The following is a 15,365-nucleotide window of genomic DNA, read 5'->3' as shown; positions in this document are numbered from 1 at the left end:
GCGCATCGCCGGCCATGCCGCGCGGTTCAGTGGCCGCCGGCCATGCTGTCGCCGGTTGCCGCCGCTGCCCACCTCCTCCAGACTTGTCGCCATGACTCGATACCTGTCCGTGCTGTTCATCGCCCTGGTCCTGGGCGGCTGCGGTTTCCACCTGCGCGGCAAGCTCGTCCTGCCGGCCGACCTGCCCGAGGTGAAGATCACCTCGTCCTCGCCCTACAGCGAGCTGGTCAAGCTGCTCGACCGCGGCCTGCGCGCCTCCGGGGTGCAGGTGACCGAGGACGAAGATCCGGCCAACGACGCCCGGTACTCGCACCTGCAGGTCCTGTCCGAGCGCTGGGGCGACCTGCCGATCGCCATCGATGCCGAGGGCCGCGCGCAGGAATACAGCCTGCGCTACGCGGTGGTGTTCGTGCTGCGCCGCCCCGACGGCACCGCCTTCGTGCCGCAGCAGGTGATCGAGCTTTCGCGCGACTACCTGTCCCCGCCGACCGATTCCACCGGTACCGCGACCGAGCGCGAGCTGCTGGCCGACGAACTGCGCCGCGACATGTCCGCCTCGATCCTGCGCCGCATCGACAGCGTCGCCCGCGCCCAGATGCAGCACCTGCCGGCCAGCCCGGCCGGGCATGCGCCGGCGCCGGAGCCGGCCACCAAGCCCTGATCCGGTGGAACTGCGTCCGGAGCAATTGGCGGGGCAGGGCGAGGATCAGCCGCTGGCCCCGGTCTACCTGATCGCCGGGCCGGAGACCTTGCGCGTGCTCGAGGCCGCCGACGCCATCCGCGCGCGTGCCCGTGCCCAGGGCATCGGTGAGCGCGAGGTGTTCGATGCCGACGGCCGCGATTTCGACTGGAACCAGCTCTCCTCCAGCTTCGATGCGCCCAGCCTGTTCAGCGCCCAGCGCCTGGTCGAGCTGCGCCTGCCCGGAGGCAAGCCGGGCAAGGAAGGCGCCGAGGTCATCGCCGGATTCTGCGCGCGGCCGCCGCAGGACGTGGTGCTGCTGATCACCGCCGGCGAATGGAGCAAGGCGCACCACGGCAAGTGGACCGAGGCGGTCGAGCGCCTGGGCGTGGTGTCCATCGCCTGGGCGGTCAAGCCGCACGAGCTGCCGGACTGGATCGGCCGGCGCCTGCGCGCGCGCGGCCTGCGCGCCGACGCCGCGGCGGTGCAGCGCCTGGCCGAGCGCGTGGAGGGCAACCTGCTGGCCGCCGCCCAGGAAATCGACAAGCTCGTCCTGCTGGCCGAGGGGCGCGAGCTGGACGTGGACAGCATGGAGGCGCTGGTCGCCGATGCCGCCCGCTACGACGTCTTCCGCCTGGCCGAGGTCATGCTCGCCGGCCAGGGCGCGCCGGCGCTGCGCATGCTCGCTGGCCTGCGCGGGGAGGGCGAGGCGGTGGCCGCGCTGTTGCCGGTGCTGATCCGGGAGCTGTTGCGTACCGCGGGCCTGGCGCAGGTGCAGGCCCGCGGCGGCAACCTCGGCGCCGAGATGAAGAAGCAGGGCATCTGGGAATCGCGGCAGGCGCCGTTCAAGCGCGCGCTGCAGCGCCATCCCGATCCGCGGCGCTGGGAACGTTTCCTGGCCGAGGCCTCGCGCATCGACCGCATCGCCAAGGGCCGCGGCCAGGGCGACGCGTGGGTGGCGCTGGAGCGATTGCTGCTGGCGGTGGCCGAGCCGAAGGCCGGCGCGCTGCTCACCGCCTGACGGGACCGGACGAGGGCATGGCGACGGCGACCGGCAACCACGCAGGGAAACTGGCGTCGCAAACGCCGACGGACTCCCCTGACTCCGCCATGCAGCCTCAGTCCCGGCTCCATCTGTACTACGGCGGTACCTTCGATCCCTTCCACGACGGGCACCTGGCCATCGCCCGGGCCGCGCGCGACGAACTGGGGGTACCGGTGGCGCTGCTGCCGGCGGCCGATCCCCCGCATCGCCCGCCCCCGGGTGCCGATGCCCGCCAGCGCCTGCGCATGCTGGAGCTCGGTACCGCCGGCGAACCGGGGCTGTACGTCGACGACCGCGAGCTGCGCCGTGCCCAGCGGCAGCCGGGACGCCCTTCCTACACCGTCGATACCCTGCGCGAACTGCGCGCCGAATGGGGCCCGGCGCTTCCCATCGCCTGGCTGATGGGAGCCGACAGCTTCGCCGGCCTGGAGGGCTGGCACGAATGGCAGGCGCTGCCCGGGCTGGCCCACCTGGTCCTGGCCGAGCGCGCCGACAGCCCGCTGGCCGGACACCTGCCGCCGGCCCTGGCCGACTGGCTGGCCACGGCCAGGACGGATCGCCGCGAGGACTTGTCTTGCGCGCCCGCCGGCCGCATCTGGGTCATGCACCAGCCGCTGCGTCCCGAATCGGCCACGCAGGTGCGCGAGCTCATCGCCGCCGGCGATCCTGGCTGGCAGGCGCGGGTGCCGGCTGCCGTGGCCCGCTACATCGCCGGCCACGGCCTGTACGGCAGCGCAGCCTGAACACGGCACCGACGCCCGCTCTCCTATAATTCACGCCACTTCCATCGAGCTTTTCCGCCTTGACCAGCCAAGCCCAAGTCATCAAGACCCAGCTGCCGACTCCCGCCCCCTCCGTCGAGGACCTGCTCGCCACCGTGCGTGCGGCCGTGGAGGAGCTCAAGGCCCGCGACGTGGTGGAAATCGACGTGCGCGGCAAGTCCAGCGTCGCGGACTACCTGGTGATCGCCTCCGGCACCTCCAGCCGCCACGTGAAGTCGATCGCCGACGAGGTGGTCAAGTTCGCCAAGAAGCTCGACGTCATGCCGCTGGGCGTGGAAGGCGAGCGCGAGGCCGAATGGGTGCTGGTGGACCTGGGCGACGTGATCGTCCACGTCATGCTGCCGCGCGTGCGCGAGTTCTACGCGCTCGAGCGCCTGTGGACCGTCGGCGACCAGCCGCCGCGTGCCGGGGCCGACGTGGACGAGGCGCTGGCCGAGCCGGCCGCCTCCTGATCTTCGCCGTTGGTCGTCGTGCCCCGGCCTGAACGCATCGGTCCGCGATGAAGGCGCGCCTGATCGCCACCGGCGAGCGCGCGCCCGGCTGGGTGGCCGAGGGCTTCGCCGAATACCAGAAGCGCCTGTCGCACTGGCTCCCGCTGGAGCTGGTGGAGGTGGAGCCCGGCCTGCGCGGCAAGGGACGCGATCCGCGCCGGGCGATGGAGGACGAGGGCCGCCGCGTGCTGGCCGCCCTGCCCAGGAACGCGCTGGTGGTGGCGCTCGATGTCCCGGGCCGCCCGCTCAGCTCCGAACAACTGGCCCGGCGCCTGGAATTCTGGCGTGGCCAGGGCCGCGACCTGGCCTTTCTGATCGGCGGCCCCGAGGGCCACGCCCCTGAAGTGAAGGCCGCGGCCGACGAGGCCTGGTCGCTGGGCTCGCTCACCCTGCCGCACATGCTGGTGCGCCTGGTCGTGGCCGAACAGCTCTACCGCGCCAGCGCAATGCTGGCCAATCACCCGTACCATCGGGGATGAATATATAAGAATGAGAGTATTGAGAAAAGGCCGCCCATTGGGCGGCCTTTTCTTTTTAACTATACAGCCAGGAAAGTCGACTTACCAGTCGTATTGGACCTGGAAGCGGACATATCGAGGGGTCGTGTAGTATTTCCCGACCTTGTAGTTGTAGTAGTCAGTAATGGTGCCGCTCGAGGAGAGGCCATACTTGGTTTCGAACACCTGCAACGGCTTGATCGAGTTGAAAGCATTGAGTACAGAAAGCTGTACGCTCAGACCTTCGAGCCACTTGGGGGTATAAACGACGTTCGGGCTGAAGGTCGCGGTCCAAGGAGTGCGTCCAGCCGTGCCCAGCTTAGAAATTTCTTCGTTTCCAATGTTGTCGCTATTGCATGTATGGAATACGCCCGAGTATCCATACTCGGTACCGAAGGTGCCATATCCACCACCAAGGCAGCTGATCGGGGCGCCGGATTGAACCAAGATGTTAGCGCCTACCTGCCATTCATCATTGAACTTGAAGCCGCCATAAAGCTTGAAGCTATGGCGATGGTCATTGAAGAGATAGCCATCTGCGCCGTACATGATCTCGGCAAAATCGAAGTCCGAGGTCGTGCCCGTATCATCCTGACCATTGGTGCTCTTGACTAGACCTTCGTAGTTGCCCTGCAACTTGGACCACGTATAGGTCAGGCTGGCATACCAGCGGTCGACATGCTTCTCCGCACCCAGCGTCAACGCCTTGTACGTGCGCTTGGCCTTGGGGCCCAGGGTCGATCCTGGCACGGTAATGGTGTCGCCCTGGCCGTCACCATCAACGTCGAGGGTCAGAGTCATGTCCTTACCGGGGTTGAACAAATAGCACCCAGGCAGGCCATCGGGAATGGTCCACTCGTCCTCCCAGTTGGAAAGTGTATAGCCGGCTGCAGTTGCCGCATCGTAGAGAGAACGTACATCGCAGGTGTCATCGATGACGTTGTTGATGCGACGATAGGTGGCCTTTGCACTCAAAGTCCAGCCGTTTAGCCAGTCAGTATTGGAAGACAGATCATACTGGTAACCGAGAATGGCCTCGTCCTGGGTGTAGGGCTTCAAGCCCTTCGCTGCCACGGCCTTGGGATCAGGAGTGCTGCCATCCTCGCCATTGACGACGTAATCATACGCGCCGCCATTAAAGGGGCCCGTCACATTAGGCACGCCTGTAGTGGCGTCGTAGCCTGAATAGGTGTAATACGCCACGGTGTAATAAGAGGCGGATGCGGCGCGCAAAGCGACATTGGCAGCAATGGGTAGCGAATAACGTCCCAGAGAACCATACAGCTTGCTATTGCCGTTGCCGGTCAGGTCCCAAGTAAAGCCAAAGCGAGGCTGCCAGATGTTGTCCTGCTTGACGAAGCTAGCCCCCGAGCCATTCTTGTTATCGAACGAGTCGTTACGAATGCCGGCATAAAGCAGGAAATTGTCAGTAATCTGCCAGTGGTCGTCCAGATACCAGGACTTCTGGTCAATTCCGACCGTGCCGCCGGTACGGTAGTTGACCAGCATGGCATACCCTGCCGAATATAGCCGCCAGTAGGCGCCAGCGGAATAAGACGAGCCGGCTTCCGAGTCCCACTTTTCGTCGCTATAGCCAAATCCAATCTTGTGGTCGCCAAGCTGCCAGTCAAGATCCAGGCGATAGGTCTTGCGCTCGTTGGATCCTCCCTTCATATCCACGGAGCTGGCAACTGCACAACCAATCTGGGCTCCCGATGTACCGATCACATAAGGGCAGGTTCCCGCCGGGCTATTGATTTCGCCATCGTAATAGCTCATCACCCCATCAGGACTGATCGTGAACTGCGAACTCTGATTGCGCATGCGCCCATATTGCAGAGAGGCAGTGAGGTCATCAGTCAGATAGCTGGTCCACTTGAAGATATCGGTCCGGCCCCCACTTTTTCCAACCAACTGACCGAGATAGCTGGTTTTTGACGGGTTACCGCTGCTATCAGCGCTGCTATACGCAGCGTTATAGTAATCGTAAGTATAACGGCGGCTGTTATCAAAGCCCGTGTACTCGACATGGTTGCTGTCGTTGGGATACCAGTCTAGCTTGACCAGCCAATAGGGAGTCTTCGACTCGTAATCGTATCCCGTTGTGCTCAACGATGTGGGAATTACCGGATTGCCGCTGGCATCGCGCGCCTGGCTGCCGACACGCGAGCCATAGGTGGTGTTATTGGATTTTGCGAATTCTCCCAGCGCGAAGACGAACAGCTTGTCCTGAATCAGCGGCCCGCCTACCCACGCTGTGTAGTTATTGGAGCTACTGCTGTTATTATCGTAAGACCGGTACAGGCTTCCATCCGTCCGATAATTTTTATCGATATTTTCCCTCAGGCTGGAAGGTACACCAGCCCAGCTGAAGCCGCCTTTCCATTCATTGGTGCCGCGCTTGGTGTTAACGCTCGTAACACCGCCCGTGGAAAAACCGAACGGGGCGCCATAGCCGCCGGTCTGGATATCAAGCTGATCGATAGCCTGATATGGAACTTCGGAGAAAGACAAACTATCGTAAAGATTCGTAATGTTGAATCCATTAACGTAATAGCTATTTTCGGCTGCTGATGCACCGCCAAATGAGGCGGGTCCGAAGTAACCACTGCTTGCGACCGTGCCCGGGGTCAGCAACGAGACACTGGTAACGTCTCGGGAGACGGGGAGTGTATTGAGCTGCTGCGCCGTGAAGGTGGTACGGGTTTCGACACTGCTTAGATCAATGCTGTTCGGCCCAGTACCCTTAACAGTAATGGTGTCTAGGCGGGTTGCATCGGCGAACTGGGCTGTTGCCGCCTGGCCTGCAATAACGGTGACCGTGGTGGTCTTGCCGGCGACCGTTACTTCGTATTGACCAGTAGGTATAGAGGAAGCGCGAAACCGGCCATCAGCACTGATTACCGCTTGACGGGTGATGCCCGAGTCCAAGCTCCGGATCTGAACGGTCTGTCCGCTGGCGCCGCTGACGTTGCCGACGATATCGCCGGACGTACTCTGGGCCAATGCGGTCCCATTGGCGAGACAGGCACCCAGCATGACGGCTAGGGCGGTGCGCTTCAATTTTGCTGCGTTTGCGTTGGTGTGTCGCTTCATTGGGGGTCTCTCTCCAAAGCCTCGGCAATGTAAATTTCAATTTTATCAATAGCTTATAAAGCTCGGGCAAGCTCATCGAGAGCAAGCTTAACCAAACCCTAACCCCAATGTGCCGACAAGACAACATGTTGCTAACAATCGTCGCAGACGACACATGTGTCACTTGGACATCCCAATTGGGTCTCAGCTTGTCCCCGGACCGCGTCAATGGCTGAACCAGGAAGTCCGCAACGCGGTTCCTTGGCCGGTCGAGAAGACGTCCAGGTGAAGAGACACCAGTGGATCCCGGGGATTTGTCCGGCCTTCTCTCAATTGATGCTGACGGTCGAGGCACGGCTATGCCGCAGCCCTACGCCGCGATGTCTGCGCAGGAAACTTTGGTTCCGTGGGTGCAGCCACGGAGCGTAGGTCATTACGTCTGTCCTGATGACAGACCCCCAAGCTCCGGGGGAAGAACAAGAACGCAGGGAAAGAACTCAGGTGAAGACCGAGTCGCATTGCCCCCCTTAACCGGGTCCGGTTCGCTCAGCGCTCACCTGTCGCTGTTCCGAGGGACATCCCGGGGAGGCATCGAGGTTGCGACCATCGATTTTTCAGTCCTGTTCGCCAGGGGGGCCTTGCACTCAGACAAGTGCGCTTGAGGCGGGTGGCCCGCTCAGCGCCCCAGCTCGAACGTCACGTCCAGGTTCACCGAGAGGGTGGTCTCGCCGGGGGCGACCGGGGTGTCGGCTTCGGGCGCGGCGGCGGCGCGGGCCATCATCATCACCGGCATCGGGCGGGCACCGCCGCTTTCGGCGATGCTGACCACGCGGCGCACGCGCAGCCCGAGCGCCTTGGCGTAGAGCTCGGCGCGGCGCTGGGCCTGGCGCACGGCGTCCTGGCGGGCCTGGTCGTAGAGCGGCGCCGGGTCGTCGATGTCGAAGGACGGCCCGTTGATCTGGTTGGCGCCGTTGGCGGCCAGCGCGTCGAGCACCTTGCCCAGCCCGGCGATGTCGCGCACCTTCACCCGGACCGTGTTGGTGGCCTGGTAGCCGGTGATCGCCGGGGCCTTGCCCTGGGCGTAGCGGTACTGCGGGGCCAGGCGCACGCCGCTGGTCTGGACGTCGCGCTCGGCGATGCCGGCGGCCCGCAGCGCGGCCATGACCCGGCTCATCTGCTCGGCGTTCTGGCGCATGGCGGCATTGCCGTCGGCGGCCTGGGTGACCACGCCGGCGGACAGGCCGGCGACGTCGGGGACCCGGCTGACCTCGGCCTGGACGGACACGTTGAGCTGCGTGGCATCGGCGGCCAGCGGGGCCGTCGCGGCGGATTGGGCGAAGGTGGTCATCGGCGCTCCCAGAGCCAGGGCAAGGGCCAGCAGCAACGGCCGCAGCGGGGTCTTGTGCATTGTCGATCCTCGGGGTTCCTGAACAGGCGGCGACAAGGGTGGCGGCGAGGCCATGAATGGGCCGTGAGACCCGCCGCCGCGGCGCGCGCGGCGCCGTCCAGTCAGGCCGGGCGGGTTATGCTTGATCCATGCTGCATCTGGCTTCCCGCTCCCCCCGCCGCCATGCGTTGCTCGCGCGCCTGGGCGTGCCGTTCTCGGCCGTCGACCTGGACGTGCCGGAGCTGCGTGCGCCCGGCGAAACCCCGGATGGCTACGTCGCCCGCGTCGCGCTGGACAAGGCCCGCGCCGGGCTGGAGAAGGCCGCCACGGACGATCCGCAGGCCTGGGTGCTGGGAGCGGACACCGAGGTGGTGCTGGACGATCGCGTCTACGGCAAGCCGGCCGATGCGGCCAGCGCGCGCGAGATGCTGGCCTCGCTGGCGGGGCGCACCCACCGGGTGGTGACCGCGCTGGCGCTGGTCGGCCATGGCCGCGAGCTGACCGGCCGGGTGGTCTCCGAGGTCGGTTTCGCATCGATGTCCCCGGCCCAGATCGACGACTACGTGGCCACCGGCGAGCCGATGGGCAAGGCCGGGGCATATGCCATCCAGGGCGTGGCCGGCTGCTTCGTGCGCCACCTGGACGGCAGTTATTCCGGGGTGATGGGCCTGCCGCTGTACGAAACCGCCGAGCTGCTGCGCCGGGCCGGATTCACCGTGCCCGGCCCCGATGCCGGCGCCAAGGGGAGATGAGGGTGTCCGAGGAAATCCTGGTCAACGTGACACCGCGCGAGACACGGGTGGCCGTGATCGAGAACGGCATGCTGCAGGAGCTGCACATCGAGCGCGGCTGGCGGCGCGGGGTGGTCGGCAACATCTACAAGGGTCGCGTGCAGCGGGTGATGCCCGGCATGCAGGCGGCTTTCGTCGAGGTCGGGCTGGAGCGCGCCGCGTTCCTGCACGCCAACGACATCGTCCGCACCACGCCCACGCCGGGCGAGGACGGCCCGGTGGAAGGGCCGGCCTCGATGCCCATCGTCGAGCTGCTGCGCGACGGCCAGGACGTGGTGGTACAGGTGGTCAAGGATCCCATCGGCAGCAAGGGGGCGCGCCTGACCACGCAGATCTCCATCCCTTCGCGCTACCTGGTGCTGCTGCCGCAGTCGCACAGCATCGGCGTGTCCGCGCGCATCGAGGACGAGGCCGAGCGCGCACGCCTGAAGGGCATCGTCGCCGAGCTGGCCGCGCAGTACGGTGGCTACGGCTACATCGTGCGCACCAACGCCGAGGGCCAGCCGGCCGAGGCCATCGCCGAGGACCTGGCCTACCTGTCGCGGGTATGGAACGTGGTCGAGCGCCGCGGCCGCGAGGCGCCGTCGTGCACGATGATCTACGAGGACCTGAGCCTGCCGCTGCGCGCGGTGCGCGACCTGATCCGCAAGGACGTGGAGAAGGTGAAGGTCGATTCCGGCGAGACCTTCGCGCAGCTGCAGGCGTTCGTGGCCAAGTACATGCCGGTGCTGGCCGAGCGCATCGAGCTGTACGCCGGCGACCGACCGATCTTCGACCTGTACGGGGTCGAGGACGAGATCGCCCGCGCGCTGGACAAGCAGGTGCCGCTCAAGTCCGGCGGCTACCTGGTCATCGACCAGACCGAGGCGATGACCACCATCGACGTGAACACCGGCTCGTTCCTCGGCCAGCGCAACCTGGAGGAGACCGTCTACCGCACCAACCTGGAGGCGGCGCAGGCGGTGGCGCGCCAGCTGCGGCTGCGCAACCTGGGCGGCATCATCATCATCGATTTCATCGACATGACCGATGCCGAGCACCGCCGCCAGGTGCTGCGCACGCTGGAGAAGGCGCTGGCGCGCGACCATGCCAAGACCACGGTGTACGACTTCTCGCCGCTGGGCCTGGTGGAGATGACCCGCAAGCGCACCGTCGAGAGCCTGGAGCGGCAGTTGTCCGAGCCGTGCCCGGAATGCGGCGGCCGCGGCAGCATCAAGACCGCCGAGACCGTCACCTACGACATCTTCCGCGAGATCACCCGCGCCACCCGCCAGTTCGAGGCGGCGCGGTTGCTGGTGATCGCCTCGCCCAAGGTGGTCGCGCGCATCACCGAGGAGGAGTCGGTGGCGGTGGCCGAGCTGGAGGAGTTCCTCGGCAAGACCATCCGCTTCCAGGCCGACGAGCAGTACCTGCAGGAGCAGTTCGACGTGGTGCTGCTGTGAGGTGCCGGATCGTGGGCCGCGGCCGTCGCCGCCAGGACCGGATATCGCCGGTCCGTGCATGCTGACGGTGCCGGGATACCTGCGTCCTTGCGTGGCCGGTCGTTGAGATGAGCCTGTTCCCGCGCTACCCGATCGCCCGGCTGCGGCGGCTCGCGTTCTACGCCGCCGCCGGCCTGCTGGTGGGCGCGGCGCTGCTGGCCGGCATGGCCAGCCAGCTGCTGCCGCTGGTGCAGCGCCATCCGCAGCAGGTGGCGGCGTGGCTGAGCGCACGCGCCGGCCAGCCGGTGAGTTTCGACCGCATCGCCACGCGCTGGACCCGGCGCGGCCCGCTGCTGCAGCTGGACGGCCTGCGCATCGGCCGTGCGCCCGGGCTGGCCATCGGCCAGGCCGAGGTGCTGGTGTCCATCTACGCCGGCCTGCTGCCGGACCACGCCCTGACCGAACTGCGCCTGCGCGGGGTGTCGCTGCAGCTGGTGCGCGCCGACGACGGCAGCTGGAGCGTGCAGGGCCTGCCGCATAGCGGCGAGGCCGATCCGCTGGACACGCTGCAGCGGCTGGGCGAGCTGCAGCTGGTGCAGGCGCGGCTGCAGCTGTCGGTCCCGTCGCTGCAATGGCAGGCCCGCCTGCCGCAGGTGGACCTGCGCCTGCGCGTCCAGGGCGACCGCCTGCGCGTGGGCACGCGTGCCTGGATCGACCCGGCGGCCGCCCCGCTGGAGGGCGTGCTCGACCTCTCGCGCAGCCGCGGCGACGGCCAGTTCTACGTGCAGGCGCGGCCGACCGATTTCGCGGCCTGGACCCCGCTGTGGCCGGCATCGTGGCCTCACCCGGTGCAGGGCCAGGGCCGGGTCCAGGCCTGGGCGCAGGTACGTGCGCGCCAGCTGCAGGCGGTGACCCTGGATGCGGACCTGCGCCAGCTGCGGCTGGCCGGCGCCCCGCTGGCCGGAACGCCGGTGGCGGCCGGCCTGGACCGGGTCCAGGGCCGGGCACGCTGGAGCCGCGGCGACGCAGGCTGGCGCGTGGACGTGCCCAGCCTGCGCGTGGATGCCGCCGGCCGCCGCCAGCAACTGGACGGCCTGCTGCTCGCCGGCGGCCGCCGCTGGGCACTGGCCGCCAGGACCCTGGACGCCTCGCCGCTGCTGCCGCTGCTGGCGCTGGCCGGGCAGGTGCCCGACGACACCCGGCGCTGGCTGCTGCAGGCGCATCCGCAACTGCGCCTGGCCGATGTCGAGGTGGCCGGCCTGGCCGGCGGGCCAATGCGCGCCAGCGGCCGGCTGGACGCGCTGGGCTTCGCCGCGGTGGGCCGGGCCCCGGGCCTGAGCGGCTTGCGCGGGCGCTTCCATGGCGACGCGCAGGCGCTGCAGTTCGATCCGGATGCGCAGGCGACGGTACGCTTCGACTGGCCCACCGGTTTCGGCGTGGTGCACGAGCTGCACCTGGCCGGCAGCATCGTCGGCTGGCGCCAGGGGCAGGGCTGGCAGGTGGCCACGCCGGCGCTGCGCGTGCAGGCGCCGGACTACGGTGCCGAGGTGCGTGGCGGGCTGTGGTTCCAGGGCGATGGCACGCGGCCGTGGATCGGCCTGGCGGCGAAGATCGACGACACCGCGGTGACGGTGGCACGCAAGTTCTGGATCCATTCGGAGATGAGCCGGGCCACCATCGACTGGCTGGACACGGCCCTGGCCGGCGGCACCATCACCGGCGGCACCGGGCTGGTGGTGGGCGACCTGGACGACTGGCCCTTCAACGACCGCAACGGCCGCTTCGAAGCCACCGGCCACATCCGCGATGGCCGCGTGCGCTTCCAGCCCGACTGGCCGGCGATGACCGGGCTGGAAGCGGACGTGGCCTTCGTCGGCAACGGCTTCCGCATCGCCGGCAACGGTGGCCTGGCCGGCGTGCAGGTGCAGCGGCTGGAGGCCGGCATCGACGACTTCGCCAGCTCGCGCCTGTACGTGCGCGCGGCCTCCGACAGCGATACCGCGCACCTGCTGGAGATGCTGAAGCAGAGCCCGCTGCATGCCGAATATGCCGACACGCTGGACAACGTGTCCGTGTCCGGGCCGGCCAGCACCGACTTCGACCTGCTGTTGCCGCTGCTGGAGGACGGGCGCGGCGGCCACCTGCGCGGCCGGGTCGCGTTGCGCGGGGACCACCTGGCCGACAAGCGCTGGGACCTGGCCTTCGACCAGGTGCACGGGCAGGTGGACTACGACGACGGCGGCTTCTCCGCGCCGGCGCTGGCAGTGGTGCACAAGGGCGAGCCGGGTACGCTGTCGCTGCTTGCCGGCGGCGGGGTCGGCGATCCGGCCAATGCCTTCGAAGCGCGGCTGACCGCGGCCATGGCCGCCGACGAGCTGCTCGACCATGCGCCGGAACTGGCGTGGCTCAAGCCCTACGTCCACGGCACCTCGGCATGGACCGTCGGCGTGACGATGCCCAAGGCGGCTGCCGGCGGCGCGACGGCGCCATCGCAGCTGACCCTGGCCTCGGACCTGGCCGGTACCGCGCTCGAGTTCCCGCAGCCCCTGGCCAAGCCCGCCGGCGAGACGCTGGCCACGCAGGTGCGGGCCGCCCTGCCGCTGGAGGCCGGCCGCGTCGATGTGGCCTTCGGCCAGCGCCTGGCCCTGGCCGCACGCACCGAAGGCAAGCACACCGGGGTACGCGTGACCCTGGGCAGCGACCGGGTGGCCGGCGAGCCGCCGGCCAACGGCCTGGACGTGGACGGGCATGCCGACGCCCTCGATGCGCTGGACTGGATCGGCCTGGCCCGCCGCCCGGCGGCCTCCGCGGACACCGCGGCTTCCGGCGAGGAGCTGCCGTTGAACCGCGTCGACGTGCAGGTGGACCGGTTGCTGCTGATCGGCGGCGTGTTCCCGGACACGCGCCTGCAACTGCGGCCGCAGGGCGCGGGATTGCAGGTCGGGCTGGCCGGGCCGTCGCTCGCCGGGACGCTGAGCGTTCCCGATGCGCCCAGCGCCGCCGTCTCCGGCACGTTGGACCGGGTGTGGTGGCAGGCGGTCAACCCGCCGCCGGCGCCGCCGCCGGGCCAGGACGTGATCCATACCGGCTCGGTGCTGGTGGAGGCGCTGCCCGAGCAGACCCGCCAGAGCGCCGAACAGGCCGACCCGGCCGGCATCCCGCCGCTGGCGCTGGACGTGGCCGACCTGCGCTTCGGCAAGTTGCAGCTGGGTTCGGCGGTGTTGCGCACCCACCCGGTGAGCGGCGGCCTGCAACTGCAGACCCTGCAGATGAGCGCGCCGCGGCAATCGATCAACGTCACCGGCCAGTGGCTGGGCAAGGACGGCGGCGCCCGCACCCACCTGGTCACCCACATCCAGACCCGCGACATGGGCGGGTTCATGCAGGACCTGGGCTACGGTGGCCAGCTGCGCGGCGGCGAGGGCACGCTGGACCTGGACCTGGCCTGGCCCGGCGGCCCCACCGCCTTCGCCCTGGCCAGCCTGCAGGGGCAGCTGCACGGCGAGGTGCGCAACGGCCAGCTGCTGGAAGTGGACCCCGGGGCCGGGCGCGTGCTCGGCCTGCTCAGCATCGCCCAGCTGCCGCGGCGGGTGATGTTCGATTTCCGCGACTTCTTCTCCAAGGGCCTGGCCTTCAACAGGGTGGAAGGCACCCTGAAGTTCGGCGACGGCCTGGCGCGCACGGACCGCATCGCGATGATCGGCCCGGCCGCGGACATCACCCTGCGCGGCCAGGCCGACCTGCGCAGCGAGACCTTCGACCAGACCGTGGACGTGAACCCGAAGGCCGGCAACCTGCTCACCGTGGTCGGCGCGGTGGCCGGCGGGCCGGTGGGCGCGGCGGTGGGCGCGGCCGCCAACGCGGTGCTGTCCCGGCCGCTGGGCGAGATCGGCGCGCGCACCTACCACGTCACCGGCCCGTGGAAGGAGCCCAAGGTGGACGTCATCGAACGCGACGCGTCCAAGGGCCGCCCGGGAGCGGCCTCCGGCCGCTGATCCAACTGTTGCGAACGGGCAGAAGCGGCGCGCGGAAACCTTCTCCGCTCCCCGGCTCGAAGTCCGAGATGGTCTGCTGCGACGCAGTGGGCAGGGGCGCCATGTACCGGGCGCCGCGACTGGAACGGACATCACGCACTGACCGCTCCCGGGGCATGCGGACGCGGCCATCGCCGTCCGGGCTCTGGTATAACTGGCCCGGCATGTCCCGCAAGGGCCATGGTCATGGAGAAGGACAATATGGACGTATCCGCAGCACTGGCGCGCCTGGCCGCACCCTCGCAGCAGTCGCGCCTGATCCAACTGCATTCCCCGTTGCCGGGCTTGGTGGTGGAGAGGTTCACGGGCCAGGAACGGGTCTGCGCGCCGTTCCGCTTCGAGATCGACTGCCTGGCGACGTCGGCGTTCCTGCCGGTGGAAGACCTGCTCGAGCAACCGCTGGTGCTGGAACTGGCGCGTGCCGATGGCGGCCTGCGCCGCTGGCACGGCCTGTGCACCGGCGTGGACAGCCTCGGCGGCGACGGCGGCCTGGCGCGTTACCGGCTGGTCATGGAGCCGTGGACGGCGCTGCTGGGCCTGCGCCGCAATGCGGTGATCTTCCAGGAGATGGACGTGCGTGCGATCTGCACGCAGGTCTTCGCGGACTACCCGCAGGCCAGCTACCGCTTCGACGTGGCCGCCCACTTGCCCGTGCCGGCGATCACCACCCAGTACCGCGAGACCGACGCACGGTTCGTCACCCGGCTGCTGGCTAACGCAGGCCTGGCCTGGCGCTACGAGCAGGCGCAGGACGGGGAGGCCGCGCACACGCTGGTGGTGTTCGACCCGCAGGCCGAACTGGCCGATACCGGTACGCTGCGCTTCCATCGCGCCGACTATGCCGAGGCCGAGGATGCCATCACCGCCTTCGGCGAGCAGCGCCGCATCGCGCCCAATGCCGCGGTCGTCGCCAGCTGGCACAGCGAGCAGGTCGGCGCGGTGTCCGGCCAGGCCTCCGCGGAGGAGCCGGAGCTGCCGGCACTGGAGATCTTCGTCGCCCCGCGCAGCGGCGCCTTGCCTACCGGCGAGCAGGCCGTGGCAGCCGCCCAGGCGCGCCTGGACGCCCTGCGCCTGACCCGCCGCGTGCACGCCGGCGCAGGCAGCGGCCGCCAGCTGCAGGCCGGTGCCACCTTCGCGCTGGCCGCGCATGACCGGTTCGGCGG

11 protein-coding genes are annotated in these 15,365 nt (G+C 68.4%); 9 read left to right on the top strand and 2 right to left on the bottom strand.

Going from position 1 to position 15,365, the window contains the following annotated elements:
- Positions 1-91 precede the first annotated feature (91 nt).
- The 5 genes from BN3794_RS10310 (at position 92) to rlmH (ending at position 3,476) form a co-directional block, all read left to right on the top strand.
- Complete coding sequence (locus tag BN3794_RS10310; RefSeq protein ID WP_066097255.1) at positions 92-661, top strand: LPS-assembly lipoprotein LptE; 570 nt, start codon at positions 92-94, stop codon at positions 659-661.
- A gap of 4 nt (positions 662-665) precedes the next feature.
- Positions 666-1,700: a DNA polymerase III subunit delta gene (gene holA / locus BN3794_RS10305; protein ID WP_066097254.1), complete on the top strand. Its 1,035-nt coding sequence runs from the start codon at positions 666-668 to the stop codon at positions 1,698-1,700.
- Between the two features lie 89 nt (positions 1,701-1,789).
- The gene (nadD, locus tag BN3794_RS10300; RefSeq protein WP_066097253.1) at positions 1,790-2,467 is read left to right on the top strand and encodes a nicotinate-nucleotide adenylyltransferase; all 678 of its coding nucleotides are present in this window, start codon (positions 1,790-1,792) and stop codon (positions 2,465-2,467) included.
- Between the two features lie 59 nt (positions 2,468-2,526).
- Positions 2,527-2,958 carry a ribosome silencing factor gene (gene rsfS / locus BN3794_RS10295; RefSeq protein ID WP_066097252.1) on the top strand — a complete coding sequence of 144 codons (432 nt, stop codon included), beginning with the start codon at positions 2,527-2,529 and terminating at the stop codon, positions 2,956-2,958.
- 47 nt (positions 2,959-3,005) lie between these two features.
- Complete coding sequence (rlmH, locus tag BN3794_RS10290) at positions 3,006-3,476, top strand: 23S rRNA (pseudouridine(1915)-N(3))-methyltransferase RlmH (RefSeq protein ID WP_066097251.1); 471 nt, start codon at positions 3,006-3,008, stop codon at positions 3,474-3,476.
- Positions 3,477-3,557: 81 nt separating this feature from the next.
- On the opposite strand, the gene BN3794_RS15970 is transcribed toward rlmH, so the two are convergent.
- Both BN3794_RS15970 and BN3794_RS10280 read right to left on the bottom strand, forming a co-directional pair.
- Positions 3,558-6,590, bottom strand: a complete 3,033-nt coding sequence (locus tag BN3794_RS15970) for a TonB-dependent receptor (RefSeq protein WP_078059709.1) — start codon at positions 6,588-6,590, stop codon at positions 3,558-3,560.
- Between the two features lie 655 nt (positions 6,591-7,245).
- Positions 7,246-7,977, bottom strand: a complete 732-nt coding sequence (locus BN3794_RS10280; RefSeq protein WP_066097248.1) for an SIMPL domain-containing protein — start codon at positions 7,975-7,977, stop codon at positions 7,246-7,248.
- 128 nt (positions 7,978-8,105) lie between these two features.
- Here BN3794_RS10280 and BN3794_RS10275 point away from each other — a divergent pair, with 128 nt between their 5' ends.
- From BN3794_RS10275 to BN3794_RS10260, 4 genes are all read left to right on the top strand, one after another.
- Complete coding sequence (locus tag BN3794_RS10275; RefSeq protein ID WP_066097246.1) at positions 8,106-8,708, top strand: Maf family protein; 603 nt, start codon at positions 8,106-8,108, stop codon at positions 8,706-8,708.
- A gap of 2 nt (positions 8,709-8,710) precedes the next feature.
- Complete coding sequence (rng, locus tag BN3794_RS10270; protein ID WP_066097244.1) at positions 8,711-10,189, top strand: ribonuclease G; 1,479 nt, start codon at positions 8,711-8,713, stop codon at positions 10,187-10,189.
- A 107-nt stretch (positions 10,190-10,296) separates the two neighbouring features.
- Positions 10,297-14,163, top strand: coding sequence for a YhdP family protein (locus BN3794_RS10265; protein WP_066097242.1), 3,867 nt, complete (start codon positions 10,297-10,299; stop codon positions 14,161-14,163).
- A gap of 240 nt (positions 14,164-14,403) precedes the next feature.
- A partial coding sequence (locus BN3794_RS10260) for a type VI secretion system Vgr family protein (protein ID WP_147675818.1) occupies positions 14,404-15,365 on the top strand: 962 nt, incomplete at its 3' end.

Source organism: Xanthomonas massiliensis (assembly GCF_900018785.1).
In the GTDB taxonomy this organism is placed as follows: Bacteria; Pseudomonadota; Gammaproteobacteria; order Xanthomonadales; family Xanthomonadaceae; genus Xanthomonas_B; species Xanthomonas_B massiliensis.
This window is presented reverse-complemented; position numbering and strand designations above follow the sequence as displayed.

Excerpts from the sequence above, each read along its gene's own strand:
- BN3794_RS10310 (WP_066097255.1), top strand. The coding sequence starts at position 92 with ATGACTCGATACCTGTCCGTGCTGTTCATCGCCCTGGTCCTGGGCGGC.
- nadD (WP_066097253.1), top strand. The coding sequence starts at position 1,790 with ATGCAGCCTCAGTCCCGGCTCCATCTGTACTACGGCGGTACCTTCGAT.
- rlmH (WP_066097251.1), top strand. The coding sequence starts at position 3,006 with ATGAAGGCGCGCCTGATCGCCACCGGCGAGCGCGCGCCCGGCTGGGTG.
- BN3794_RS15970 (WP_078059709.1), bottom strand. The coding sequence starts at position 6,590 with ATGAAGCGACACACCAACGCAAACGCAGCAAAATTGAAGCGCACCGCC.
- BN3794_RS10280 (WP_066097248.1), bottom strand. The coding sequence starts at position 7,977 with ATGCACAAGACCCCGCTGCGGCCGTTGCTGCTGGCCCTTGCCCTGGCT.
- BN3794_RS10275 (WP_066097246.1), top strand. The coding sequence starts at position 8,106 with ATGCTGCATCTGGCTTCCCGCTCCCCCCGCCGCCATGCGTTGCTCGCG.
- BN3794_RS10265 (WP_066097242.1), top strand. The coding sequence starts at position 10,297 with ATGAGCCTGTTCCCGCGCTACCCGATCGCCCGGCTGCGGCGGCTCGCG.